The sequence below is a fragment of the Vicinamibacterales bacterium genome (genome assembly GCA_036012125.1).
Lineage (GTDB): Bacteria > Acidobacteriota > Vicinamibacteria > Vicinamibacterales > UBA823 > UBA11600.
On the sequence record DASCOS010000023.1, the window covers coordinates 1 to 26,976 of the forward strand.

General features: G+C 55.3%; 25 protein-coding genes. 4 read left to right on the top strand and 21 right to left on the bottom strand.

What is annotated here, in order from left to right:
- The 5 genes from QGH09_08360 to QGH09_08380 form a co-directional block, all read right to left on the bottom strand.
- Positions 1-216: hypothetical protein (locus tag QGH09_08360; protein ID HJO18195.1), on the bottom strand; the 216-nt coding region annotated here is incomplete at its 3' end.
- 149 nt (positions 217-365) lie between these two features.
- A complete protein-coding gene (gene serC, locus QGH09_08365; protein HJO18196.1) occupies positions 366-1,454 on the bottom strand; it encodes a 3-phosphoserine/phosphohydroxythreonine transaminase in 1,089 nt (362 codons plus the stop codon).
- Positions 1,455-1,478: 24 nt separating this feature from the next.
- The gene (locus tag QGH09_08370; GenBank protein ID HJO18197.1) at positions 1,479-2,705 is read right to left on the bottom strand and encodes a DUF1015 family protein; all 1,227 of its coding nucleotides are present in this window, start codon (positions 2,703-2,705) and stop codon (positions 1,479-1,481) included.
- A gap of 92 nt (positions 2,706-2,797) precedes the next feature.
- Complete coding sequence (locus tag QGH09_08375) at positions 2,798-4,063, bottom strand: peptidoglycan DD-metalloendopeptidase family protein (protein ID HJO18198.1); 1,266 nt, start codon at positions 4,061-4,063, stop codon at positions 2,798-2,800.
- 70 nt (positions 4,064-4,133) lie between these two features.
- Positions 4,134-5,213 (bottom strand): pyridoxal phosphate-dependent aminotransferase, encoded by a 1,080-nt coding sequence (locus QGH09_08380; protein ID HJO18199.1) that lies wholly within the window; start codon positions 5,211-5,213, stop codon positions 4,134-4,136.
- A gap of 262 nt (positions 5,214-5,475) precedes the next feature.
- On the opposite strand from QGH09_08380, the gene QGH09_08385 reads away from it, so the two are divergent.
- Positions 5,476-7,989 (top strand): zinc-dependent metalloprotease, encoded by a 2,514-nt coding sequence (locus tag QGH09_08385; protein ID HJO18200.1) that lies wholly within the window; start codon positions 5,476-5,478, stop codon positions 7,987-7,989.
- A gap of 142 nt (positions 7,990-8,131) precedes the next feature.
- Here QGH09_08385 and QGH09_08390 read toward each other — a convergent pair whose 3' ends face one another.
- The 7 genes from QGH09_08390 to QGH09_08420 form a co-directional block, all read right to left on the bottom strand.
- Positions 8,132-9,610, bottom strand: coding sequence for a rhamnulokinase family protein (locus QGH09_08390; protein HJO18201.1), 1,479 nt, complete (start codon positions 9,608-9,610; stop codon positions 8,132-8,134).
- A gap of 15 nt (positions 9,611-9,625) precedes the next feature.
- Positions 9,626-10,738 carry a Gfo/Idh/MocA family oxidoreductase gene (locus QGH09_08395; protein HJO18202.1) on the bottom strand — a complete coding sequence of 371 codons (1,113 nt, stop codon included), beginning with the start codon at positions 10,736-10,738 and terminating at the stop codon, positions 9,626-9,628.
- A complete protein-coding gene (locus QGH09_08400) occupies positions 10,722-11,489 on the bottom strand; it encodes an LUD domain-containing protein (GenBank protein ID HJO18203.1) in 768 nt (255 codons plus the stop codon). Before QGH09_08400 ends, QGH09_08395 begins: the two co-directional genes overlap by 17 nt.
- Positions 11,482-12,897 (bottom strand): LutB/LldF family L-lactate oxidation iron-sulfur protein, encoded by a 1,416-nt coding sequence (locus QGH09_08405; protein ID HJO18204.1) that lies wholly within the window; start codon positions 12,895-12,897, stop codon positions 11,482-11,484. Before QGH09_08405 ends, QGH09_08400 begins: the two co-directional genes overlap by 8 nt.
- Positions 12,894-13,634 carry a (Fe-S)-binding protein gene (locus QGH09_08410; GenBank protein ID HJO18205.1) on the bottom strand — a complete coding sequence of 247 codons (741 nt, stop codon included), beginning with the start codon at positions 13,632-13,634 and terminating at the stop codon, positions 12,894-12,896. Before QGH09_08410 ends, QGH09_08405 begins: the two co-directional genes overlap by 4 nt.
- Before the next feature lie 96 nt (positions 13,635-13,730).
- Entirely contained in the window at positions 13,731-14,171 is a 441-nt protein-coding gene (locus QGH09_08415) for a DMT family transporter (GenBank protein ID HJO18206.1), read from the bottom strand.
- Positions 14,172-14,220: 49 nt separating this feature from the next.
- Positions 14,221-15,957: a glutamine--tRNA ligase/YqeY domain fusion protein gene (locus tag QGH09_08420; protein ID HJO18207.1), complete on the bottom strand. Its 1,737-nt coding sequence runs from the start codon at positions 15,955-15,957 to the stop codon at positions 14,221-14,223.
- 298 nt (positions 15,958-16,255) lie between these two features.
- Between QGH09_08420 and QGH09_08425 the strand changes: the two genes are divergently transcribed.
- Positions 16,256-16,717: a RidA family protein gene (locus QGH09_08425; protein HJO18208.1), complete on the top strand. Its 462-nt coding sequence runs from the start codon at positions 16,256-16,258 to the stop codon at positions 16,715-16,717.
- A gap of 69 nt (positions 16,718-16,786) precedes the next feature.
- On the opposite strand, the gene QGH09_08430 is transcribed toward QGH09_08425, so the two are convergent.
- The 3 genes from QGH09_08430 to QGH09_08440 all read right to left on the bottom strand — a co-directional run bounded on the left by QGH09_08430 (position 16,787) and on the right by QGH09_08440 (position 19,895).
- A complete protein-coding gene (locus QGH09_08430; GenBank protein ID HJO18209.1) occupies positions 16,787-17,959 on the bottom strand; it encodes an ArgE/DapE family deacylase in 1,173 nt (390 codons plus the stop codon).
- Positions 17,960-18,076: 117 nt separating this feature from the next.
- The gene (lpxA, locus tag QGH09_08435) at positions 18,077-18,886 is read right to left on the bottom strand and encodes an acyl-ACP--UDP-N-acetylglucosamine O-acyltransferase (protein HJO18210.1); all 810 of its coding nucleotides are present in this window, start codon (positions 18,884-18,886) and stop codon (positions 18,077-18,079) included.
- Between the two features lie 130 nt (positions 18,887-19,016).
- Positions 19,017-19,895: a TIM barrel protein gene (locus tag QGH09_08440; GenBank protein HJO18211.1), complete on the bottom strand. Its 879-nt coding sequence runs from the start codon at positions 19,893-19,895 to the stop codon at positions 19,017-19,019.
- Positions 19,896-20,062: 167 nt separating this feature from the next.
- On the opposite strand from QGH09_08440, the gene QGH09_08445 reads away from it, so the two are divergent.
- A complete protein-coding gene (locus QGH09_08445) occupies positions 20,063-20,545 on the top strand; it encodes a low molecular weight protein-tyrosine-phosphatase (protein ID HJO18212.1) in 483 nt (160 codons plus the stop codon).
- Between the two features lie 5 nt (positions 20,546-20,550).
- Positions 20,551-21,420: a fructosamine kinase family protein gene (locus tag QGH09_08450; protein ID HJO18213.1), complete on the top strand. Its 870-nt coding sequence runs from the start codon at positions 20,551-20,553 to the stop codon at positions 21,418-21,420.
- A 192-nt stretch (positions 21,421-21,612) separates the two neighbouring features.
- Here the strand turns inward: QGH09_08450 and QGH09_08455 are convergent, their stop codons facing one another.
- From QGH09_08455 to QGH09_08480, 6 genes are all read right to left on the bottom strand, one after another.
- Positions 21,613-22,716, bottom strand: coding sequence for a hypothetical protein (locus tag QGH09_08455; protein HJO18214.1), 1,104 nt, complete (start codon positions 22,714-22,716; stop codon positions 21,613-21,615).
- Positions 22,717-22,794: 78 nt separating this feature from the next.
- Complete coding sequence (locus tag QGH09_08460; GenBank protein HJO18215.1) at positions 22,795-23,226, bottom strand: hypothetical protein; 432 nt, start codon at positions 23,224-23,226, stop codon at positions 22,795-22,797.
- A 45-nt stretch (positions 23,227-23,271) separates the two neighbouring features.
- Entirely contained in the window at positions 23,272-24,327 is a 1,056-nt protein-coding gene (gene lpxD, locus QGH09_08465; GenBank protein ID HJO18216.1) for a UDP-3-O-(3-hydroxymyristoyl)glucosamine N-acyltransferase, read from the bottom strand.
- A gap of 229 nt (positions 24,328-24,556) precedes the next feature.
- On the bottom strand, positions 24,557-25,777 hold the full coding sequence (locus tag QGH09_08470) for a serine hydrolase (protein HJO18217.1): 1,221 nt from the start codon (positions 25,775-25,777) through the stop codon (positions 24,557-24,559).
- Positions 25,778-25,985: 208 nt separating this feature from the next.
- Positions 25,986-26,270: a peptidylprolyl isomerase gene (locus QGH09_08475; GenBank protein HJO18218.1), complete on the bottom strand. Its 285-nt coding sequence runs from the start codon at positions 26,268-26,270 to the stop codon at positions 25,986-25,988.
- A gap of 32 nt (positions 26,271-26,302) precedes the next feature.
- Complete coding sequence (locus QGH09_08480) at positions 26,303-26,662, bottom strand: hypothetical protein (GenBank protein HJO18219.1); 360 nt, start codon at positions 26,660-26,662, stop codon at positions 26,303-26,305.
- Between the last annotated feature and the right edge of the window lie 314 nt (positions 26,663-26,976).

The following is a 26,976-nucleotide window of genomic DNA, read 5'->3' on the forward strand; positions in this document are numbered from 1 at the left end:
ATCGCCCTCCTCATCAGAAAACGCGTGGTGTTTACGATGAACAGCTACCCACTGCTTGACGACAATGCCAGTCGTTAGCCATAGCCCCATTCGAAAAACAAGTGCTACAGTTGGATGCAGCGTGACCGCACGATGTGTAGCACTACGATGTAGATAGATCGTCGTGCTGAACACAGCGATCTGCACAACGGCAGCAGCAGCGATCAACGCCAACACTAAGGAAGAGATCTCTCTACCTCCGAGGCCATCAGGCCGACAACCTGAGTATCGGCTACAGAAACCTCAACAGTAACGAAGACCATCCACACTACCATAATCACCTTCAGTGCGCAAAAACCGGCCCAATATTGCAACTATCCGACTGCTCAACCGTTGCGGCGCTCGAACTCCCGCATGAATTCTGTGAGCGCCATTACGCCCGCTTCCGGCATTGCATTGTAGATAGATGCCCGTAATCCTCCCACCGTACGATGTCCCCTAAGGCCATCTAAGCCAACCGCTGCTGCCTCTTGAATGAATCTTGGCTCAAGGTCCTGTTTAGCCAACCGGAACGTGACGTTCATCATCGAGCGACACGTTGGGTTAGCCACAATCCGGTAGAAGTCGCTACGGTCAAGCTCCTCGTAAAGGATCGACGCCTTCCTAGCGTTGCAAGCCGCCACCGCTCCAAGACCACCTTGTGTCCGCAGCCACTCAAACACCAGGCGAAGCATGTAGATACCAAAGACAGGCGGCGTGTTCTGGCGCGAACCGTTGTTGGCCAATAGTCGGTAACTCAACATTGACGGCAAAGTTGCTGGCGAACGTGCCAGTAAATCTTCGCGAATGATGACAAGTGTTACCCCCGCCGGGCCTAGATTCTTTTGAGCACTAGCGTAAATGACGCCGAATCGAGCGACTGGAATCGGTCGACTGACGATGTCCGACGACATGTCGCTGACAAGCGGCACCGTGCCTGTTTCCGGTAGGTCGGTCCATTGTGTTCCGTAGATCGTGTTATTCGATGTCATGTGTACGTAAGCAGCTTCCGGAGAGAGAACAATCTCGTCAAGTCGTGGCACGCGAGCGAACTCTTCAGCCTCCGTCGACGCAGCTATATGTACCCTGCCGATCTTCTTGGCCTCCTTAACGGCCTTCTGTGACCACACCCCTGTCACTAAATAATCGGCAATGTCATTTTCCGCGAGTAGGTTCATCGGCACCATCCCAAATTGCAAACTGGCGCCACCCTGCAAAAACAGTACGCGGTAATCCGCCGGTACACTAGCTATCTCTCGAAACGTACGCTCCGCGTCCCGTAAAATCGCATCAAAATGGGTCGACCGATGACTGATCTCGAGCACCGACATACCGACGTCGGGCAACGCTAGCAAGTCACGTTGGGCTGCCTTAATTGCCGCCTCAGGCAAAACAGCCGGTCCAGCGCTGAAATTGAAGATGCGGTGTGTTGTCATGTAGGCAACCTGCTTGGCCGGTGTTCATACAACCAAATGAATCAATAGCCCATCACGTAGCTTCGGTTCAAACCACGTGGACTTTGGGGGCATGATGCTGCCCTCATCAGCGATCGTCATCAGGTCATCGACGGTGACCGGAAACATGGAGAACGCCACTGCCGCCTCACCTTGATCCACGCGCTTCTGCAGTACTGCTGCCCCCAGGCTACCGCCAACAAAGTCGATACGCGAGTCCCTGCGAATGTCCCCGATACCAAGAAATGGAGCCAAGATGTCCCGATGAAGTCGCGCCACATCTAGGGAATCCGCACGATCCACCGAGTGACCACCCTCCGTTAACTTTACGTTGTACCAGGTGCCGTCGAGATACATCGCTACCTCGCCAGCCCTAGCCGGCATGGGTTGCCCAAGTCGTAGAGATAATTTTGCCTTAAGCTGATCAAGGAACTCCTGAGGCGACTGCCCTTGTAGATCCTGAACAATACGGTTGTAAGGCAAGATGCGGACTTGATTGTGCGGAAAGGCTGTAGCTATAACCGTATCGGCCTCTACTGGCACCGTCGGCCGACCCTGACGCACAAACTCATCACGTGCGAGGCTAGCACTCGCCATTCGATGGTGACCATCCGCAACGTAGAGAGCTGATACGGCCTCAAACGCTTTCACCAGTGGATCGACATCCGCCGGCGGAACTCGCCAAACTGTGTGTCGCACATTATCCGACGCCTTGAAGTCGAAGAGCGGGATACCCGCACAAACTGATTCCGTGAGTAAATCGATCTCCGCGGTCGCTCGATAGGTGAGCAAAACTAGTCCGGTTTGCGCTCCCAATTCAGTTAGGTGTCGGGTGCGGTCAGCCCTCTTGTCCAAACGTGTGTGTTCATGCCGCTTAATCAATCCTCGGTCGTACTCGTCCAGCGAATAGCACGCTGTTAACCCCGTTTGCTCGTGGCTGGCAGTTTGTAAGCGATAGCAGTACAGGGATGGCTCCGCTTCAGTTACCAGTGGTGCCGAAACGCGAATCTCTAGAAACTTTTCGGCTGCTCGCACGTAAACCGCGTCAGCATACGGATCAGTCTCAGACGGCAGTTCAAGCTCAGCACGTGACACGCGCAGGAAACTTAGTGGCTCGCCACGTGCCAACTCGCGAGCTTCGTCGACATTCATGACGTCGTAAGGTGGCGACGCAACCCGCGACGCGGTATCTGGCACAGCCCGGAGAGCCCGAAACGAACGGATCGAGGCCATCTCGGTATTTTAGCGCACAGCCAAGGTTCTACTCCGCGCAACCAAAGAAGGACGGCACAGACGACCAGAGGAAATAGGCCAACTTTTGAGTGTTAGGGCGCACCTGCTGCCACTTTGAGCACAGCCGGGATTGGTGGACCATCGACAAGCAATCCAAATATTCGTTCTCGCTCCGTTCGGAACAAGCTGAGATGTTCGGCGGGTACTGGCTCCCCCGGTGGCATTTTTCGATGCTCAACAAGCGGATTTAAGAAAACGCCATTCTTCTTTAGCCGGTAGTCAAGATGTGGACCCGTAGCGAGCCCCGTCGACCCAACCCGGCCAATGAACTGGCCCTGGGCAACCCGCACGCCCGGCCTCATCCCGCTGGCGAATGCCGAAAGGTGCAAGTAATAGGTTTCGTAGCCGCCAGTGTGGCGCAAGCGTACCATCCGGCCAGACCCACCGCTCCACCCAACTGACACCACGGTTCCGTTAGCCACCGCGATCACTGGTGTGCCGGTAGCCGCACCGTAATCCACACCAAGGTGTGCTCGACGTTCACCGAGAATCGGATGCATCCGATTGCGAGAGAAACGCGATGTGATCCGAGGTTCAAACCGCAAGGGCGACCTTAGAAACATACGCTTGAGCGATCGTCCCTCGTCGTCGTAGTAACCAGGGTCACCGCCCGGCGGCGTAAATCGAGTGGCCGTGATACGCCGTCCATCATTATTAAACTCTGTAGCTAGCACGTTACCGTAATCGTCGTATTCATCTTCACGGAGAAATCGTTCGAAAAGCACGCGAAATGAATCGCCGATCCGTAAGTCGTTATTGAAATCAATTTCACCGCCAAGAACATCGGCCATCGTAATCGCGAGTTGGACCTCCTCGCCCGCGCTATTGATCGCCGCAACCAACGAAGAACGGGCGGAATCAATTTCACCACTCATCGCGATGACAGCCCGCTCCTTGACGTAAGGGATGATTGTCGCCTGAAATCGACTCTCTCCAACCCGCTGAATCCGCAGGAAGCTATCCGAGTCGATATGGTACTTAAGTCTCACTAAGTTTCCATCGGTCGACATGACAACCTCATAGTCATTGGCTGCCCTCAAACGCCTCGGATCGAAGACACTACGCGTTTGATTGACGACCGCGGCAACAACATTGTTAGACAGGCCGAAGGATTCCAAGAGGCTAGCAAAAGTCGCGTTGCGGGGAACCGTGCCAGCCTTGACCGTCGACTCCGACGGTAGGTCAATATCGACAACATGGGCTAGCGCTGCCGCAGGCTCAAGGTCTGGATCCGCACAGCCAGTAGAACCGACCAAAACTGCTGTTGGGATCACAACTAAATAGCTGACCAGCCGCATGTTCCGCCCATTCTAGCATGGCCCTGAAAGGCCTCGTTACGGTAGTAAGGCGGTGCTTACCGAAGGCGTGTTATTTCGTTCCAGGCGCTCGACCTAGTCCATCGACAAGCCGTGCCACGCCAGCAGCGAATACCTCGGGTTCGGGTATCAAGCTACACACGATGAACGCTTCTTCGGGGAACTCAAAGAAATATCCTGGGTGCACAAGCACTCGGTGCTTTTCGAGAAGATTGAGAACACGCTGCTCTTCACTAACGACAGCCGGTACACGTACGACGGCAGACCAACCACCTCCGACCGGGAGCACTCGGCACGGGGGAACCTCAGCAGTAACTCGTTGCAGGACGTCAAAGTTGTGGCGGATCCGCGTTGCGATCTGCTCGTGCACACCACAACCACTCTCAAGGAGCGAGCCTAGCGCTCTTTGCACTGTGGTGGTCACCGATAAATAGGTGTCATAGGCTATCTCTAAACGAGCTAATGTTTCGGTAACCACTGAATCAAAACCACTCACCGCGATCCAAGCCAGTTTCAACTGTGGTAGTCCTAGCAACTTCGAGATACCACCTAGACTGAACGCTAAGGGTGCACCGCTACTGATGACACTTGGCTGTGGTGGAAACGGCGTTGCTACCGGATATGGCCGGAAGACTTCATCACCAATCAGCGCTAGTTCATACCTTTTGGCAAGTTCGGCCAATTCTTCGAGCTCCGTGTTTGTTGCATATGACCCAGTTGGGTTGTTAGGGCTCACGATAAGAATCGCGCGGGTACGAGATGAAATGGCGCTTGCCACGCTATCCAAATCGATCGACCACAACCCCGAATACTCGAGACGATAAGGTACGCTGACAACTCCGTCCAGCCGAGTGAGATGCTCAAACAGTGGATAGCTCGGCTGTGGCACGAGAACCTCATCACCAGGGTTGCACAAGATTTTAAAAAGGAGGGAGTAGGCCTCACTCGTGCTGGCTGTCAGGGCAATTTGTTGCGGCGCGACTATTACCGCTCCGCCTCTGAGGTGTGTCGCGATTGCGGCCCGAGCTGTAGGTAAACCGAGTGGATGGACTTCATAGTCCAAACTCGTCTCATTAAGCAAGTTGAACAGTCCCTTGGAATAACAGAGGCCGACCCGCGTCGGATTCGACACCGTGAGATCAATGAACGAGCTCCCACTTGCTTGCAAGCATCGCAGGGCACGTGTCAACGGGTTCGAGTGGAGAACTTCTGGTAATCTGGCCGAAAACATCGACGGAGAAGCCTACTCCACAATCTTGGAACGCTGAAGTCAAGCCCAGAAACCACCTATACCAATGGGCAGGCCTCAGAAACTAGGTAAGTTGCAATAGAATCAAGGATAATCGCTCGTTGTCGGATGCATTGGCTCCGATGAAACCGGTAAGGAACTGAGAATGCTTCGTGCATTATTAGTTGCAGCTTATTTCGCACTTACGGCATTGCCGTTAGTCGCTCAGCCTGGATCAATTGAATGGCGCACCGAAGGCATGCGGCGCATCGAGGGATACCTACCACTCTATTGGGACAATGATAGAGGTCGCCTGTTCCTAGAACTTACTCGATTCGAAACCGAACTGCTGTATCAAGTCTCGTTGGCAACTGGTGTCGGCTCAAATCCCCTCGGACTCGACCGCGGGAGGTTGGGCGCCACCCGTGTGGTGCATTTTCAGCGGGTTGGCCCGCGGGTGCTGATGATTGAACCAAATTATCGATACCGGGCGATTACGACAGATGCGGACGAGCGGCGATCTGTCGCCGACTCGTTTGCGCAATCGGTTACGTGGGGCTTTGAGGTCGAGGCCACCAGCGGCCCTCGGGTTCTCGTCGACGCCACAGAGTTCTTCTTGCGCGATGCTAACAATGTTGCTGATCGGCTCAGGCACCTCAACCAAGGGCGTTTCAGTCTCATGCCGACACGTAGCGCGATCAATTTGGCACGAACGCGGGGGTTCCCCGAAAACATAGAGGTTGACGCAAGGATTACATTCGTCGCCGAAGACGGATCCGACCCGGGGAGTCTACTGCAACAAACAACGCCCTCCCCCCGCTCGGTTACTCTTCGGCAACACCATTCGTTCGTCGAACTACCAGACCCAACTGAGAATGGCTACCGGCCGAGGTCCGTCGACCCACGCGTCAACACGTTAGGCATTTCATTCCATGACTATGCGATGCCAATCACCGAGTCGGTTGAGCGTGGCTGGGTCATCCGCCACAACCTCCAAAAACGGGACCCGACCGCACGCGTTTCCGAGCCTGTTGAGCCAATCGTCTATTACCTCGATCCTGGTGTACCCGAGCCAATCCGCAGTGCGTTACTTGATGGCGCTTCATGGTGGAACGATGCATTCGAGGAAGCGGGCTTCCAGAATGCGTTTCAGGTGAGACTCCTGCCGGATGGTGCTGATCCGATGGATGTCCGCTACAACATGATTCACTGGGTCCATCGTTCCACCCGGGGATGGTCCTATGGCAATCAAGTTATAGATCCCCGCACAGGCGAGATTCTAAAAGGTAACGTTCGCCTCGGTTCGCTTCGAGCAAGGCAGGACTACCTAATTGGCGCTGGCTTGGCACCACCCTACGGAACTTTCAACGATGCCGACAGTGCCTGGTGCATGGTGGCGGCTACGCCTGGACTCGAGTACTTGCAACCACTCGACCCAACTGCCGATCCAGAAGCTATGGTGTTGGACAGACTTCGTCAACTTGCGGCGCACGAGGTGGGTCATGCAATAGGTTTTGCCCATAACTTTGCGGCAAGTACCTATGGCCGGGCTTCGGTAATGGACTATCCGGCACCACTTGTCCAGATTCGAGATGGCCAAATCGACCTGTCGGACGCATATACGGAAGGGATAGGAAACTTTGACCGCTTCGCAGTGACCTACGCTTACTCGCAATTCGCACCCGACATTGACGAAGCAACCGCACTGGAACAAATCGTCAGCCAAGGTGTTGCAAACGGCATGTTGTTCCTAACCGATGCCGATACTCGTCCGGCTGGCGCTGCGCACCCGCTCGCGAATCTGTGGGACAACGGGTCGGATCCAGTGGCCATGCTCCGTCACGAAATGGACGTGCGGGGGATCGGACTTCGTCAATTCGGCCTTCGCAACATTTCAATTGGTGCGCCACTTTCCACACTCGAAATAGAGCTATTACCACTCTACCTGCACCATCGTTACCAACTTGCGGCTGCAGTCAAAGCATTGGGTGGGGTCCACTACACATACGCGATTCGAACCGTTAACGGACCAAGCCCACCTTCACCGTCCCAGATCGTACCAGTCAACCAACAGCGTGCCTCACTCGAAGCCGTTCTCGACACAATCAGCCCCGAAGCACTACTACTGCCTCCTGCGCTACTTGACCTGATGCCACCGCGCGCATTCCATTCTGGCGGCGTGACAACCGAACCGTTCGAACGACGAACCGCTATGACCTTTGATCCGATTACGGCGGCAATGACCGCGGCTGATTTAGCGATCTCAGCTCTCCTCCAACCCGAGCGAGCGGCAAGACTCGTGGATTTTCATTCTCGTGATAGTGAGTATCCTAGCTTCGAAGAAGTCACCGAGGCGCTCATGTCGAGAACCTGGGGCGCTCCGCCGCCCGGTGAACCACGGGCCGAGTTGATTCAACAGGCGGTCGAACGATTAACCGTGGATAGGTTAGTGCAATTGGCCGCCGACTCTACCGCCTTGTCTCAGGTGCGGGCGATAGCTAGCAATGTACTTTTCGAACTCGCTGAAAACTTAGATGGCGCAGTGTCAGCTCACGACCGGACTACACGCGACGACATCTGGCGATTTCTACAGCGTCCTGACGCAACATATTCGCCAACACCCGTCCCTCTCACACCACCTGGTGATCCAATTGGAACCCCTTCATTACCTCGACGGTAAGTGAATCCTTTGAATTCTCCAATCACCAGGTCCTTATTCAGTCAAAAGGCGCATCTGACATTGATTCGTCAGAATTGATCCATCGATACGGTCGCCCGTAGTAACACCGACGAACACTAATCGGCGCACCGCACCGGTCGTATCAGCGTCCCCACTCTCGTTCAAGGCGTGCGTATTGTGTGCGCGCTTCGGCCCACGCCTCCAGTTCGGTAGGCTCGTAGACGTCGTCTTCCATGTGACGGGCCACAGCCTCCCGAGCCTCACCAACATTCCCGAAACAACCGTCAGAGATTGCCTGAACGATCACATTGCCAAGTGCAGTCGCCTCAATGGGACCAGCTCTAACCTCACGACCAGTGGCATCGGCGGTCGCCTGGTTAAGGAAACGGTTTTGCGATCCACCGCCAATGATTCTGATGCCGACGATCGCACGGCCCGTCGCGTGCTCGATTGCCTCGACCACTGATGCGTAGCGTAAGGCAAGCGACTCAAGAACAACCCGTGCATATCCACCGTAATCGCCTGGCACGGGCTGACCTGATTCCCGTAGAAAGGCCTCGATCGCCCTGGGCATATCTGGCGGGTTGAAGAATCTAGGATCGTCAGGTAGAACGAATGCTTGACGAGCCCGGACCAAAGCGATTGCCCGGCTAAGGTCAATAAAATCTATAGCCTCTCCTTGTGTCGCCCATATTTTCCGGCAGGACTCAAGGATCCACATGCCAGCAATATTCTTAAGTAAACGATTCTTACCTTCTACGCCACCTTCATTCGTTAGGCCTACTTCCCGCGCCGTGTCGGTCAGTAAGGGAACCTCAGTCTCGATACCTAGGAGCGACCAAGTACCTGAACTCAGATAGGCCCACCCTTCGCCGATCGGCGCACCAACCACGGCGCTTGCCGTATCGTGCGTGGCAGGCGCTACAACCGTCATGTCCGGAAGCGCCAGTGCCCCGCGCACGTGGGAATGAACCCTGCCCAGTTGCACCCCAGGCTGCACTAGGTCCGGCATCACAGCGATCGGAAGGTCTAGTCGGTCAAAGAGTTCACACTCCCAGCGCCGTGTCGTCGCTCCTGCTAGTTGTGTGGTGCTCGCCATTGTTGCCTCACCAGTCAAACTCCCACAGAGATCGTGGTGAACAAGATCGGGCATCATAAGTAACCGTGAGGCATTCGCCGGCCACTCCCCTGCATCACGCTGTGCCACGAGCTGATAGACGGTGTTCAGTGCAAGAACCTGCACGCCGGTCAGGTGAAATAGTTCAATCGCCGGCACGGTCTTGAGTACACGTTCGACGACGCCTTCAGTACGCCGATCCCGGTAGCACACCGGATCCTCAAGTAAACGGCCATCAGCATCAATCAGACCATAGTCAACTCCCCAAGTATCCACGCCGAGACTAATTAGTTCTCCCTCGGCTCCTGCAGCCTTAGTGAGCCCGGTTCTGACCTCTTCAAATAGTTCCGAAATAGTCCAGCGCTGATGGCCCGACAAAACACGTGAGGTCACCGTAAAGCGGTGTACAACCTTTAATGAAACATTGCCGTCGTCAACGTGACCAACGACGACCCGGCCACTACTAGCTCCGAGATCGACGGCGACATAACACTTTCCTGACACGTGGTGAAGTTGTCCTTAGGGCCGGATGAGCGGTAGTCCCACGGGTCGACCGCCCCGCATAGCCGATCGGTCTGCCGCTAAGCAGACTTCCATCGTCTTCTGTGCATCGAAGACATTTAGGTGTGACTCACGCCCCGTGCGGACACAGTGCACTAGTTCGTCTATTTCTCCTTGAAATGGATGCTGCCGGACGTCAGCCGACGCTGGCATGTCGCACTCAACGCGGATGGCCGGGTTACCGTCGGCCGCACGCGTCTCCCGGAGGACCACGTCAGGGAACGGATTCGCCCGACGAAGCTCTGTGAGTGAAACTGCTTTGTCGTTCCAAAGAATGAGACCATCGACAAGCGTGGCGAGGTCTCCCATTAATTCGACTCCGAACGTGTAAGGCATCATGAAATCGGTCGAGCTTACCACCTGTCCGATCGCCCTTCGGCCAAGCTTTGCGTTGACCACAATCGAAGTCGGCCACTGGTAACCTTTAGTAAATCTCGTGTGGTACGCGCTCACCTCGGTGGGTTCCAACCCAGTGCACCATCGCATTGCGTCGACCGCATGGCAACCAGCCGCTAGAAGGTGACTACGTCCACTGTCGGCACGTCTCACCCACGACCAACCGGGATACCCACTTAGGATGCGGGACAGGTACTGAAAGCGTGCGTAACGGATCGTACCTAGCCAGCCTTCCTTGCGCATCCAGTGCGCGAAGCGGATGAACGGGTTGTAGTGCAGCACAAACGAAACGATTGTCCGAACCTTAGCTCGGTGCACCGCATCGCGAATCCGGACCAACTCACGAATGTCGAGCCCGGTAGGTTTCTCAAGCAGAATGTGTTTGTTCGCGTTAGCTGCAGCTACGGCTTGGTCGGCGTGTAAGTGATTTGGTGTAGCAATGACGACAATGTCGATATCAGACGCGTCGAGCAAATCCTGATACCGCCTGGTAAAACCAACGTCAGACACGTCCGCGTCAAAGCTCGCCAGTTTCTCCCGAGCGCGCACCTCCTGTCGACCACACATCCGAACGAGCCGAACGTGGGGATTCGCTTGGATCGCGCGCACGTGGGACGCCGCTACCCAGCCCGTACCGACAAGACCGACGCCGAGAGTTCTATTGGACAAGGTCATTCTTGCTCATCCGGTCTCTAGTCTCATCTGAAACGATAGCCGCTTGAGCAGCCTCGGACTCTTCGATTGGGTTGCAGTCGTGGTCGACGAGCAGAATATGCACTTCCTTCGGTCCATGCACTCCAATAGTAAGAGTTTGCTCAATGTCGGCTGTCCGACTCGGACCGGTTACGAACGCGACGTGACTACTGCACCTAACCAATTCATCGCACTCACCCATGAACACTGAGAGCGTCGGGTGAACGAGCGATGAGTGGAGGACCACCACATGTAGCGGCGGTAACAACCAAGCCAAACGCGATCGACCCGGTCCGCTACGAAGAACGACCGTCCCTGTATCCGCGAGTCCACCAACAGCACCAGTGAGCCCGGCGTCTGCGGTCGCCATCGCCGCCCACTCACGACTGAGCGTTTCTGCGTTAGCAGGCGTCGGCGGGTCCACGAGTTGGACGCCGTCATCGACCGCAGCTTTCATTAACTCCGAAATCGGTAAGTCATTGGGTTCCCAACTGATAAGCCGCTTGACGCCCGCATCACCTAATACACGCAGCACTATTTCGACAGAAAGGTCGCAACGGTCAGAGCGATGCACGATAGCGCCCACGGCTTCGGCTTCCTGCACGAAACGGTCGAGGAGCCTCGACGAATCCTTCGTAGGAATAGGCATCGGAGGGGCCGGTCGAGACTCCACCGGCACTCCCAACCGACCCGACCTGATTCGTTCTAAGATCGCACCCCGGCTTTCATTCATCTCCACTGCCCTCTTCACGATCACGCATCTCTTCGCTAAAAGTACGACTGGCGATCACCGGAAACTCCCGGGACTGCGTCCAGTTTGACAGTGGCGCCGGCAATCGGAACAGCCAGCCGTTAACGAAGAACATCCTCGTCAACTGGCGTACCACCGACACGCCGCACCTGAATAACCAAGGTTTCGTGGCCGCAATTCGATATAACCAGAAACCAACCCGAACCCACCGATTGCCCTTACCGGAATGAACAGTCTCGGCACGAAGCACTAGTAGCATCCGCGGGATGTCTATCCGGACCGGGCACACCTCGCGGCAAGCACCGCACAACGAACTGGCTTCAGGAAGTACGTGCCATGGCCCTTCCCGGTCAAGACTTGGCGTGAGCACAGCACCGATCGGTCCTGAATATACGCTGCCGTAGGCGTGTCCGCCAATCTGCTGATAGACCGGACATGCATTCAAACAGGCGCCACATCGGATGCACGCTAGGACCTCACCAACCTCGGTCCCGATGAGCCGGCTACGTCCGTTGTCCAGCAGTACAACATGTAACTCCTCCGGACCATCGGGGTCACCGCGGCGCGGCCCAGTGAGCAGATCCGTGTAAACCGTCAACTTCTGTCCAGTCGCAGAACGCGCAAGAACTAGTAGCATCACCGCGAGGTCATCGAGCGCTGGGACGACACGCTCAATACCCATCATCGCCACATGAATACGGGGAGCAGTGACGGTCAATGATGCATTACCTTCATTTGTCACAATTGCCAGTGAGCCCGTCGAGGCTACGCCAAAATTAACGCCGCTTATTCCCATTTCAGATTGCAAGAACACGTCGCGCAGCGCGGACCTAGCGGTCGCCGTCATTTCAACCGGATCGTCGGTCATCGGCACGCCTAACTTGTCCGCCAGTAACTGGCCGATCTGCTCGCGCGTCTTGTGCACGGCCGGCGCGATGATATGAGATGGCGTTTCGCCTGCAAGTTGGATGATGTATTCACCGAGGTCCGACTCGACAACGTCAAGACCGCCACTGATCAACGCCTGGTTGAGCTCAATCTCCTCGCTCACCATCGACTTTGATTTGACGACGCGCTTAACCGAGCGCGACCTAGCAAGGTCGAGGACAATCTCGTTCGCCTCCTGCGCATCGGAGGCCCAATGCACCTGTCCTCCTACCGACGTGACATTTGCTTCGAACTGTTCCAAATACTCGTCGAGCCTAGACAGGGTGTGTAGACGGATGCTCCGAGCACAGTCACGGACTGCATCAGCATCAGGAAGCGATGCTAATCCTGCAACACGTTTTGATGTGAAGCGTTCAGTCGTTCGATCAAGTGCGATGCGGAGCTGACCATCTGCTAACGCATGCGACACCCGTTGTTGAAACGACATCGACGGTGAGTTCATTCGGATTCCACCAAGACCTCGGCGAGATGTCGAACCGCAACATTCGAGCCACGACGCTTCAGTCCACCCTCAATGTGCATCAAGCACCCAGCATCACAAGCAACGACGGTGTCAGCCCCAGACTCCACGATCGCGTCGAGCTTCCGGTCGAGCATTGCGCTCGACAGTTCTCCCATCTTCACAGCGAATGTGCCACCAAAGCCACAACAGTCTTCGGCGCCAGGGAGGCTCACACACCGCGCATCGGCAATGCTGTCGAGTAGCTGGAGTGGCGCCGAACGAACGCCAAGACCGCGCAATAGATGACACGAGGGGTGGTAAGCAATCGTCCGTCGGCAACGCGCACCAACGTCGTGAACCTTCAGCACATCGCTGAGATACTGACTAAGCTCGTATGTACGGGCGGCTACACGCTCAACCTTCGAAGCATACGCCAGCTCATCAGCAAGTAGTGCACGATATCGGTGCACGATCATGTCACCGCACGACCCAGAAGGCACAACAATCGGCGCCGGTGATTTCTCCAATAGGTCGACCGTGTAACGTGCCATCGCCCGCGCATCAGCGAGACACCCCGAGTTGAACGCCGGTTGACCGCAACAAGTCTGGCCACTGGGCACGATAACCTTTACGCCGAGCCGTTCGAGTAAGCGCAGTGTCGCTAAGCCAGCAGCTGGTCGAATCGCGTCCACTAGACAGGTGGCAAACAACTGCGCTGAAAAAATGGTTTCTGACATGTCCTCTCAGTCAATTGGATTAAGAGTAATCGCACGTTGGCTATACCGAGATAACAGCTTCGGTAGAAATAATTCTATTAAGTGCATCCAGGAGTCTCATCGATATTGAATGAGCGCGACGCCAGTCATGACCAGCATTACGCCTATAACGCGCTCGATGCTTAACGAGTGCTGCGGGTAACCGACGACACCATAGTGATCAAGGAGGAGTGAGCCCACCATCTGACCGGCCACAACCGCCGCGACCAAGGTGGCCGCACCCAATCGGGGCGCCAACACGACCGCCGATGTGACGAAAGTCGCACCGAGCAGGCCGCCTGTCCAATGCCAGAAGGGCACACGACCGATCCATCCGGCCACCGGCAATCCGACACGACTCACAGCCAACATTAAAGCCAGTACGCAGGTGCCGACGCTAAAGGAAGCGAACGCGGCCCACAGCGGGTGACCTATGTGAGTGCGAAGCTGCGAGTTGATGCCCGCCTGCAAAGGCAGTGCGAGGCCAACGAGCACAGCAAAAAGTAGATAACTAGTCATTGGAGTTTACCCTCGAGCCTCAGCGGGATTACCACATAGTGAACACTACTTAACCACTCGCCTTCATCGTCCGCGCAATCTTCGCCCACACATCGCGGAGTGACACGGTGCGATTGAACACAAGTTGGCCGTCCGAAGAATCTGGATCGACACAGAAATACCCAAGACGTTCGAACTGGCATCGGTCTCCCGGTGCCATAGACGCCACGCTCGGCTCAACGCGGCACGTGTTGATTACTTCTAAGGAACCAGGATTGATCGCCTCAAGGAAATCGCGGTTTTCCCCAGGATGTTCATCGACGAATAGACGGTCGTACAGCCGCACCTGAGCCGTTAGGGCTTGCTCGACTGAAACCCAATGTAACGTCGCCTTCACCCTGCGGCCGTCTGGAGACGCCCCACCACGGGTGGTTGGGTCGTAGGTGCACCGTAGTTCAACAATTTCACCCTGACCATTCTTCACAACGTCGACACAAGTGATGAAGTAAGCGCCTCGGAGACGGACTTCACGACCAGGTGCCAACCGAAAAAATTTTTTCGGCGGATCCTCAGAAAAATCATCACGTTCCAAATACAAAACCCGAGAAAACGGGACCTTGCGGGTGCCTGCATCAGGGTTTTCAGGGTTGTTAAGAAGGTCCACCTCTTCTATCTTTTCTTCCGGGTAGTTCTGGATCACAACCTTGAGTGGCCGCAGGACCGCCATCACGCGAGGCGATGTCTGGTTTAGTTCTTCCCGTACAGCATGCTCAAGTACTGCAACATCAACTACATTCTTCCGCTTAGCCATCCCGATCCGGTCACAGAACGTGCGGATGGCTTTCGGCGGAAGCCCTCGGCGACGCATCCCCACCAAGGTCGGCAGGCGCGGATCGTCCCATCCAAAAACCAGCCCCTTCTCAATAAGCACTAGGAGCTGGCGTTTACTGAGTACCGTATAGGACAGATTCAATCTGGCAAATTCGATCTGCTGAGGGTGACATGTCACCTCGGTCTCAGTAAGCACCCAATCGTAGAGTGGTCGGTGATCCTCAAACTCGAGCGTGCACAGCGAATGCGTGATCTGTTCAATCGAATCTGACAATGCGTGCGTGAAGTCGTACATCGGGTACACGTACCACTGATTACCCGTCCGATGGTGTGTTGCACGTCGAATTCGATACAAGGTCGGATCACGCATGTTCATGTTGCCGGATGCCATGTCAATCTTGGCGCGCAGCACTTTCGACCCATCCGGAAACTCGCCGGCACGCATTCGGGCAAACAAGTCCAAGTTCTCTTCAACCGATCGATCGCGATATGGGCTCTCCCGACCCGGCGCGATCAGCGTGCCACGGTATTCACGGATCTGCTCAGCACTAAGATCGTCGACGTAAGCTTTACCCCTTTCGATGAGGCGCACAGCATAACCATACAGCCGCTCAAAATAGTCCGAAGCATAGTAAAGGTGCTTACCCCAATCAAAACCAAGCCAACGGATATCGTCTTGAATAGCATTAACGTATTCAACGTCCTCTTTCGTGGGGTTCGTGTCATCAAACCTCACGTTACAGGTGCCTCGGTAGTCCGCTGCGACCCCAAAATTTAAGCAGATTGACTTGGCGTGACCGATATGGAGGTAACCGTTGGGTTCAGGCGGAAACCGAGTCGCTATAGGACCGTCATGCTTCTGATTGACGAGATCGGCAGCAACGATCGTACGAATGAAATCGAGCGGTGGGGTTGAGCCCGTGTCCTTATCGGGGGTGCCTGGCGCACCAGTGGGCCCCTTAGTTGGTGGGGTCATGACATCATTCTATAGCTATAGTGTGATGACCTGACCGTCGATCGCTGAATCTATTTCGAGTTCTTCGAGTCAACTGAGTACGTCAGGGCCCATGTGAGTCAGAAGTAGCCGTCGGCATTCTATCAAGGCTCCGAACACCTGGAGCGCTCGTCCACACAAGGGGTCTTGGAACGGAACAACCAAGACAGTAGATAATTCGGGTCACCCAAGCAGTCGCTTGATTTCATGCCCTCATTTGGCATTTGATTAGCCTAGTCGGCAGCTATTCTTTTCCATCAACCAAGGAGCTTTTTTCAAGATGACCTCGTCCATTCGGTTATTCATTATCGTTATCGTCGTGCTTTCGTTTGCGCTCGGTTCGTTCACGGCTCGCGCTCAACGTTCCGGTCCGGAGGTCGAATACGCTGCCGTCCAGGGGGGGCTACCGTTCTCACCTTACGTCAGGGTAGATAACATGCTTTACCTCTCAGGCCAGCTCGGTACCATGCCAGGCGGTGGCCTTGCAGAAGGAGGAGTTCAAGCAGAAACACAGCAGACACTCGAAAACATCCGTAACGTCCTCGAGAGGGCCGGCTCGTCTATGAACAATGTGGTCAAGTGCAGCGTCTTCATGGAAGACATGAACCAATGGCCAACAATGAATGAGGTCTACGTCACCTTCTTTCCTGAGCATCTCCCGGCGCGTAGTGCCTTCGGCTCCACTGGACTCGCACTCGGAGCAGCGCTTGAAATCGAGTGTTTGGCAACCGTGGGTAATTAGGCACCAACCACGGGCACAGCTGAGGGCGCTGACCTCTCGTCCCCGGGATGGAGGCGGTAACTTACACGTCTATGCACAAAACCGTCGGATGATTTCCTCGTAGATTTCGGCGCACGTACCAAGGGAGGTGACATCAATCGACTCGACTTCGGCGTGTAGTCCTTCTCCGCTTGGCCCGCAGATAACGGTGGGAATGCCGACGTCACCCAAAAGTGCAGAGTCGAGCCAGCCTGTTTGCGTCATCGTTGTGGACGGCACACCCGTGACCGCTTCGATGGCGGCAGCCGTCGTCTTTACGATTTGGGATCGCGGGTCGGCTTGCCATGGATTGCGCACGAACATAACCCTAGAACTGGCGTGGAAGGCTGGGTCTTCGGTAGAGAGACGAGAAATAATCTTTTCAAGCTCCTCGGCAACACTGTCGGCTGTTTCCGGTGGGACGGTACGGCGCTCAAGCTTCAACGTGCAGCGGCCGGGATAGGACGACATCTCACGACCACCATTGATGAGTGAAGCGTGCACTGAACCAGCACCGAGTAACGGATGTCGGGCACCGGCCGCCAATTGTCCCTGTAGTCGGTCAACCTCCACAAGCAGCTTTCCCATTTGCGCGATTGCGTCGACACCAAGATCTGGCCTAGAGCCGTGCGCAGCCTTACCTTCCGTTACAACCTCAAGCCATGTAAACCCTTTGTGACCGACACCGACCCGTAATCCAGTCGCCTCAGTGTTCACTGCCCCATCTGGACGTCGTAACCGGCCCTGACGGATATCATCAGCTATCGCGCTTGTGCCGATGCTCGCATATTCCTCATCGGCCACGTATGTAAAGATGACGCTCCCGCGCAGTGTCATCCCGCTATCGATGAGACCTTTGGTAGCCGCCATCGTCGCAGCGAGCGACCCCTTCATATCAATGGCACCGCGACCGTAAAGCCTCCCATCGCGCACCTCACCGGAATACGGTTCCGCCATCCCCTCTACACCGACGGTATCCATGTGACCGTTGAAAAGAAGCGTCTGGCCACCACCGGCACCTTTCAGCGTCGCGATGACGTTAGGCCTTCCCTCAGCAATCTCTCGCACCTGGACCTCCAGTCCCCATCCGTCCAGTGTGTCGGCGATGTAGTTAGCGATCTTGGCTTCACCGTCAGCGCCAGTCACAAGATCGGGATTGACAGAAGGAATCCGAACAAGATCCTGGAGTACAGTCGTAGCAAGCTGGTAGTCAACAGTCGGCATCGTTTACTTTCAACCCGTTTCGTCGTGGATAGCTACCGCCACCTGCCCAGTTATTGAAGCTGTAGCCCCGCCGTAACTTCTTACCTTCTAATCGTTAGTGAACGGAACAAGCGATAGCTAATCGTCCGGCCACTCGTGTTTCCCGCGGTTGGGCCGCGCTATGCCACGTTCTGACTTACGGACGAACACCGCCAACTCAGCACCACGTGAATTTCCTTCACTACTGAGCGTGTCAAGTGTGGCCAGCGCGTCCTGCAATTTCACCCCAGACGCGAAAAGCACGCGATAGGCCTCTTTGATTTGACCTATTTCCTCGACACCAAGGCCTGCTCGGCGGAGACCGGTAACGTTCACTCCGAAGAGACGCGCCGGATGCCCATCAGCAACGCAATACGGCGGTAGGTCCTTAATTACTTTCGATCCACCGCCGATCATCACGAGTGTGCCGACCCGGATGAACTGATGTACTTGTGCATGTCCTGACACGAAAACGGCGTCACCGATTGTCACGTGACCGGCCAAGTTGACTCCGTTGGCGAGAACCACCCTATCTCCGAGTGTGCAATCGTGAGCCACGTGACTTGTCGCCATCAACATGCACTCGGCACCTACGCGGGTCATCGCGCCAGGCGTCGAGCAGCGATGGACCGTGACATATTCGCGGATTGCTGTCCGCGGACCGATCTCCACGCCACTAGCACCACCCTTGAACTTTAGGTCCTGCGGTATCCCCCCGATCACAGCTCCCACCGCAACGTAGACCTCCGCACTTAACGTTGTGCCACGATGTATCACGGCATGCGGGCCGATTTGGCAACCTCGCCCAATCCTTACTCCCTCCTCAATGACGGCCCCTGGACCAACAATGACGTCGTCGGCTAATTCGGCCTCTGAATCGACATGTGCGGCGGGGTGAATCCTCGGCATCTGTAATCCTGCACCACTTGCTTTAGACGAACCGTTTGTGACCAAACATCACTCTATTCACAAGCCCCGCAACTTTCCGGCTTTCCGTAATCAATATCACGCTATAGAAGAAATAGCTCAAAACGCTATCTCATACGTCACACAGCGCTACGGCCTCACGCAGCGAAGTCAAAGGGTCGCGTGTCGGTTTAAACTCATGTGCAACATACCCGTCGAAGCCTGTCTCAACGATCGCACGACAAATCGCTGGCCACTGTAACTCCTGGTTCTCATCCAACTCGTTTCGCCCCGGCACACCGCCTGTGTGGTAATGCGCAATACTCTCAGCGTTATCTCGAATTGTCCGGATGACATCACCTTCCATGATCTGCATGTGGTAAATGTCGTTCAGTAACTTGACACGCGGTGAACCCACCCGACGAATGATCTCGGCACCGAACGGCGTCCGGTCACCCTGGTAGTCTGGGTGATCAACCTTACTATTGAGCAACTCAACGCATATCGTAATACCGTGCTCCTCTGCCGAAGGTGCCAGCCGACGCAAACCGTCTACACAGTTACGAATAGCCTCGGGATCACTCATGCCGCGCCTGTTGCCGAAGAATGTAATAAGGTTCGGCACTTTTCGTTCAACCGCGCGGGGCATCGCCTGTTGAAGGTTGGTGACGATTTCGTTGTGGTTTGCTCGCACGTTTAGGCCATCTTCGATTGTGCCGCCGCCGCCATACCCCATCGAGCAAATCAGACCGTACTCGGCGGCAATATCCCATTCGTTTTCCTCCAATAGATCGATCGCCGGTAGTCCCATCTCGGCCACGGCTTCGCAGAACGTGGGAAATGGAATGTCGATGTAAGGCCAACGGGAGACCGATTGCTTCAACCGACCATTTCGTACGACGCGACCCTGAGCCGAGACGATCGCCGGAGCGATCGCCGAAGCTCCTAACGCCGCACTAACTTCGCCGATCGCGGTACGCCTAGAGATTTTCCTCATTCTTTGCTGCCCCATGCTCGTACACCCCACAGCCTTGTGGATTTGAATCCTAGATTAAACACCACCACAACGTCATGCGGCCCGATAAGTGTCTACGACGAATTTACGTTCGGCCGAAGCCAAAATATACGGAAACGCTGGGATTATATCGTGGCAGAAGATCAAGTATTCTGGAATGTAAGATGGTCAGGATCTGCTTTGTCTGCCTAGGGAACATCTGCCGCTCGCCGACCGCGGAGTCCATCATGAAATCGCTGATTCACGGCGCTCACTTGGACGACCAAATTGAAGTCGATAGTGCTGGCACAGGCGCTTATCACGTGAGTTCCCCTCCAGACTTGCGGGCCAAGAAAACTTCCGAAGCTCGAGGAATCCAACTCAATAGCCTCGCACGCCAATTCACCGCTGAAGATTTTTCAACATTCGACTATGTGATCGCAATGGATTCCAATAATCGTCAGGACTTACTTTGCCTTGCGCCCAATAGTGCAACAGAAGCCACTGTCCATCTCTTGCGCGAGTTCGATCCCACCGCTCCGGCCAACGCAGAGGTGCCTGACCCTTATTACGGTGGACCCAGAGGGTTTGATGACGTGTTCGACATGTGTGAGAGGGCCTGCAAGGGTTTACTCACAACAATCCGTGCACGGTATCAGCTCGTCTGATTACCATGCAGGTCGATACTCAAAGAGCAGTGGCGCAGGCACTCGGGTCCAGCATAGCCTCAACACATCAACTAACCGGTGGCAGCATTAATAATGCCTTCGCTGTAAGACTCGACGATCAACGTGAAGTCTTTGTTAAGACAAATCCTGGATCCGACCCGCGGATGTTTCCGACGGAAGCACTCGGTTTAGCTTGGCTGAACACCGCTGAGGCGATTCGGGTGCCAAAGGTACTGGCCGTGAGCGACAGTTCAAACTCGTCGCCGGCGTTCCTAGTGCTCGAGTTCATCACTTCGGCTTCGCCAGCCTCTGATTTCGCTGAGCAACTCGGACACGGACTCGCCAAGCTCCACGCGAGTGGTGCAGACGGCTACGGTCTGGACCATGACAACTTCATCGGTACGCTGGCTCAGGATAACGCTATGTGCGCAACCTGGGCAGAATTCTATGGCGTCCGGAGAATCGAACCCCAGGTCCGTCTTGCTGTAGACCGTGGGGTCGCCCCGACTACCTGGACACAGACTTTCGGGTCACTCTTGACTCGCCTGCCTGACCTTGTTGGTTCGGAAGAGCCTCCCGCTCGACTGCACGGAGACCTTTGGACTGGGAATCTGCACACGGACGACAACGGAAGTCCCTGCCTCATTGATCCCGCAGCCTACGGGGGCCATCGAGAAGTCGACCTGGCTATGTTGAAGTTATTCGGCACTCCGAGTGAGCGCTTCGACCGCGCATACAATGAGATGCTCCCATTAGCAGCCGGAGCGTCCGACCGAGTACCGCTTTATCAAGTTTATCCGCTACTGGTACACGCGAACCTCTTCGGCGGCCACTATGTAAGTGCGGCGGAGCAAGCGCTTGCTCACTACACCTGACGAATCTGTGACCTGTTAATAATGCATGTCCTACTCGTTTTTGACTACGAATCCCAGAGTCAGTGCGGCCTGCAACCGTGTTGCAGCACTAGTTCGTAATGATCGCCCGCTCGACGTGGCGTGCGATGAAATTGAGCAACTTTGGAATCGGCAACAGCGTCCTAGTGGTAGTCAGGAGCCAAGCTCCGAAGACTATAACTTAGAAAACGAAGCGTGATGCGCTTGAAGGATGTTCCAGACGCCGAGTGTGAGGACCGGAATGACGAAGACAATGATAAAACCCCACGTGATCGTGCCGTAACCGCTTGCGATCAGTTCCATTAGCCCGACCTGGGCTGATAGAGCCCCTATGGAAAGCATCCCGATAGCGATTGCCGGACGCAGGCGGACAGGCATTTCGAGACCACGCTCTGCATAAGTCGCAGCCAACCGCTCATTGACCGCGTGCACTAGGCCGGCTCCTGTTTCGATCAAAGTGCCAAAGAGAACAACTTGAAACACGATCTGAAATGCACGGGAGCCGACTAGCTCAAGGAGTACATTCGCTGGCACAGCCTCGCTTAGAATCGCTGGATACTGGCCTACCATGGATATGTAGAACAGTAATCCAGGTAACATCGCGATCGGACCCGTCAGGGCGCCCGCGCCAAGAGCTTGCCTGCGCGTCTCCGAATGCCGCATGCAGAAGAGAATCGCGGGGATCATCTGCAGGTTGTAGCCCGCGTAGGTCACGCCTCCTAACAACCAACCTTGGCCAATTGCCGATCCGCCCAAACCAGCCGCTATTGCATCGCCAAACCGTGACCAGCACAAAACAAAAAAGACGCCGTAAGCCGCGTACAGAACGAACGACCAACTAGCCAAAAAGCGTTCAATCGCTGGTGTGCCACGCAGTGCGAGGAAGCCAATCGCGGCCATCATACCGATCACGCCAACGAGTAACGGCGCACCAAAAGTCTCGTGCAAAATAGCGCCCGCCGCCGCCGCAACTACCGCCAGCACCAGAAAGCCTTGAAGGAAATAAAGAATTTCGTATAAAAACCACCCACGCCCAAGCAAGTGGGTGAAGAACGTTCGGTAGTCGTAGCTCTGGGTGAGCCGGGCAAGCTCAAAGCTTGAGGCCGCGACCGCGCTCCATATGAGTGTTGCCACCCCCATCGCGAGTAACCCGGTAAGGGGGCCAAGCCTGAGAAAGAATTCCACGAGCTCACGGCCCGTACCGTAACCACCCGCAATGACAAGCGACTGAAAGACGAAGCCTGGTAGTAGGTACTTCTGAAAGAACCGAGACTTCACGACCAACCTCCCGGCTGTGGTTTTCTAGCGCAACGCATAGCAACGGCTTCGAACCCAACCCTTCTCACCACCCGCGGGCTACTTGGCCGCAAGTCGCCTTTGCACAAGGCCTTGGAGCATTTCGAAGTACTGCTTCCCCGTGTCGGTTTGGGTTGCCGCCCATTCGAGATGCTGGAATGACCGCGGAGAACCTTCGGCTCGGATTTCGTCTAAATACGGTGCGACTTTCGCAAACAAGAACAGCCCCTCACCGTTGTTTTCGATCCAGAAGTCAGTAGCGACAATGCCGTGATGGGCCATGCCGAAGATCATCTCCCAATAGGAAGTGACCTGACGCCAAGCCGCGTTAACCGGGTGACCGGGGGCACTGTACGCCTTCACATCGTCATAACTTCTCGGCCAAAAACCATTGATTGCATCTCGGGAAGTACGCATGAGGGTCTCCCGTCTGAGCTCGTATACTCGCAACAGCAGGTCAGCATCTTGATACGTCGGCTTTTGACTGGACATTCAGTTACCCCCAACATGAAAGATATGGTTCGGCTCTATGGCGGATTATATTTTCGTTGATGGCAATTCGCCGACCCTCGCTTCCAGTTCGGCGATTCGCGTTTGGACCACTTCCAATTCGGCCTTCCATTTTGGCAGCCGACTGGCCGTCGCATGCTGAGTCTTCCACTTATTCAGCGGTCGAGCCGGTGTCCCACCGACGACCTGCTCAGGGCGGACTTTTTTCCCGGAGAAGACACCAGCCTGCGCGCCTACCCGAGCGCCTCGTCCAATCGTGACGTGATCTGCAACGCCAACCTGACCAGCCAGCATGACATCACGTTCAATAATGGCGCTTCCAGCCACTCCGACCTGCGCCGACAGAATAGTGTGTTCCCCAATACTCACGTTATGACCAATCTGCACAAGATTGTCGAGTTTCACACCCTGCCGTATCACTGTAGCATCCAATGCACCACGGTCGACCGTCGTGTTCGCGCCAATCTCGACATCATCCCCAACCTCTAACCGTCCAATTTGTGGAAATTTATGGTAGACACCATCGTCAACGACATAACCAAAACCGTCATTTCCTAACACTGCGCCCGCATGCACGGTAACCCGGTCACCAATCGTGACGCCTGAATAAAGCACGACGTTCGGATGCAGTACGCATCCAGTGCCAATAATGCTCTGCTCCCCGACATAGACACCTGGACCAACGTCAGTGCCGGCACCAATACAAACCTCGTCTTCAATGACCGCACAAGGTCCAATCCTGACACCCTCATCGAGGCTCACCCCGACACCAATAACCGCTGATGGATGCACTCCTGCAATGAACGGTTTCTTGTCCTGGAAGAGTTCGACCGTCCGAGCGAAGGCAAGCTTGGGGTTCTTGACTTGAATGAGTGTTTTAGAATCCGATGTCACACCGATAGGGACAATTAAACATCCAGCTGCTGATGCAATTGCCGCCTTAGCTCGCTCAGGCACATCGATGAACGAAATGTAGTCAGCCTGCGCCTGCGCCAGCGATGCTACACCTCTGATGAGTTGAGATGCGTCGCCCACCACTTCTGCACCGAGGCTATTCGCAATTTCCGCAACCGTCTTGGCCATGTCCTCCTACCCCTTCCATGACAGGGCGCGGGAACAACCCGCGCGTAAGACACAAGATCTTCAGAACTGTCACATGCGCCGGCGCACTAAGCCCTTGCAACATCGCTTGTTGCACTACGATAGAGCACCACCCTTTTTACGGTGATCTCGGTAGGCGTCCGTGAGGTTTGGCACGACCGGACCAATTCAGCCAACCTCAGTCGATGCAACAGTGGTCCTGGCAGCTCAGTCACTGACGAGCGGAAGCCGGACCCTGGTTAGTGGTTTCCGAACCGATCGACGCGATGATCCGTCTATAGAACTCGTTACTCGCCCGTCCTTGGTGCCACCGCCACACAACTACCAGGTCATGCTCTGGATCAACCCAGACCGTGTTTGAACCATGGCCGCTTGCACGGTAAGCGGTACGTGGCGCGTCTGGCCAAGCACGACCTTCTGTGTTCAACCACCACAGGTAGCCGTAATCGGGCCCGACCTCACCGCGAGTCAACGCCATTTGGATCCATTTCTCTGAGACCAGCTGTTCGTTCTTCCACTTGCCATTGCGCAAGAACAGTAGGCCGAACCTCGCATGATCGAAAGAATTGATCCAGATACCCCCTCCCCAGCGGGTACCACCAGTAACCGACCTCATCGTCTGGCTGTTAATCACAACGTCGGAGTTCGAGTAACCGTGGTATGACCAAGAACTGGATGCTCCGATCGGGTCCATGATTTCGTCCCGGAGTACGATCGGCAACGGCTTCTCAAACAGACGCAGTAGCGACAATGCGAGCCGATTAATCCGTACGTCGTTGTACTCGTAGTAAGCGCCTGGTGCTTGGAGGTCGCGTGGTTCTCGCTCGGCACTGCCGAATTCCACGCTGCCGATAAAGTCACTACGGCGATCCCAGAGCACACCCTCCCACTCGGTAGTCTGCTGCAAGTGGTGATGCCACGTTACATCGGCGTTCTGTGATGAATCATAGCCACCGTCCTTCACATACTGCCCGACTGGATGATGCACATCGGTAAACAGGTCGCGGTCGTATGCCAGTCCAGCAATCGTCGAGAGATAGCTTTTGGCAGCACTGTAGGTCGGGTCGACCCTGTCAGTCTCACCGAACTCCGCCACGATATAACCGTGTCGGATCACGAGCCCATTAGTGTGAGCCCTGCGCTTAGGTAGTGGGCCAAGCGGCTGACCGAAGATCTGTTCCTGATCCGAGAAATCCATCGGCTTACTCGTCTCGTTAGCCTCAGCAAAGACAATCGCTTCAGCCAAAAGGGTTGAATCCATGCCTACTTCTTCAGGCGCCTTTCGCTCCCACTCTCCAGGCGGCGGATAATACTGCGCCTGCGCCAACACTGAGGAGGAAACGGTGAGGACAAGAACTGATGCGAGCAACGTACGGAAAAGCTTCATGACAACCTTCCCTTCAGCAGCAAGGTGGACTGACGACCGACCCATACTTTAACGCGGAACCACCTGAAAAAGCAGGCGGTGCTCTTTTGGCTGTGAACTCGAGCCGCTCGTGTGTGGGAGCGCCAGAAAAGTGATGGAACGTTCGATGAGTGATTTAACCGATCGGGTCGGCTAATTTCAATTTGTCAAAACCACAAAGAATTAACCGCGCGTAAGGAGCATAAGCCCGAAGAATGCCTGGAAGTGCCCGAACCTACGCCGTACGGTTCGTGATTTCGATCAAGTGATATCCAAATTGAGTCTTGATTGGACCATGCACCTTGCCGACTTCTTCGCTAAACACCACTTTGTCGAATTCGGGTACCATCCGTCCGGGATTAAACTTTCCCAAATCGCCGCCCTGCTGCCCCGATGGACACTGGGAATGCTCCCTGGCGAGCGCAACAAAATCGGCCCCATCGTCAACAATCTTCTTCTTCAGGTCCGAGCAGACATCTTCACTTTCCACCAAGATGTGTCGAGCTCGTGCGGTTGGCATCGAATTGTCTCCAGACGCGAATATGACCAGGATCAAAAACCACGTTTACGAGCACGAAGGCCACGGCGGCTGCCTTTCGGCTTTCCAGCACCGCCACGGCCCGCTCTGTCATCACCCCACGGCGACGGCTCGAACGGCGCATCAGGGCTTCGTGCCGCACGGGCACGAGCCTCACTCACCCGAATGGTACGCCCCTGCAGTTCCGCGCCGTCTAATTTCTCAATTGCCAGTAAAACCGTAGCGGCATCGGTAAATTCGACGAATGCAAAACCGCGTGGACGGCCCGTTGCTCGATCAGTAGGTAGGAAGACCTCCGAGATGGCACCGACTTCAGCGAACAGAGTCTCGAGATCTTGTTGAGTTGTTTCGTAGTTAAGATTGCCGACAAACACTCTTGAAGAAATAACGTGCCTCCCTAGTAATTCAATATCGCCTCGGCGGCCAACAAAACGTGTACAGCCTTCAAACCGGTGTCAACGTAGTCCGCTGATCGTGCCCGAAATGATCAAACTGGAACGCTGAAGTCTTAGGCGAGTCACCAATACAATACCCTGTCAAAGCCTTCCAGTGCAACGTGAGACTTCCCACTGCTGACATGGAACTCAGCTGATCTTCGACTGGTCAACAGTGCGGTGGGAAACGAGTAGCCAACGACCCTCACGCTGCTTGTAGACACGCACATACCGTGCCCGAAACTGCCCTTCGA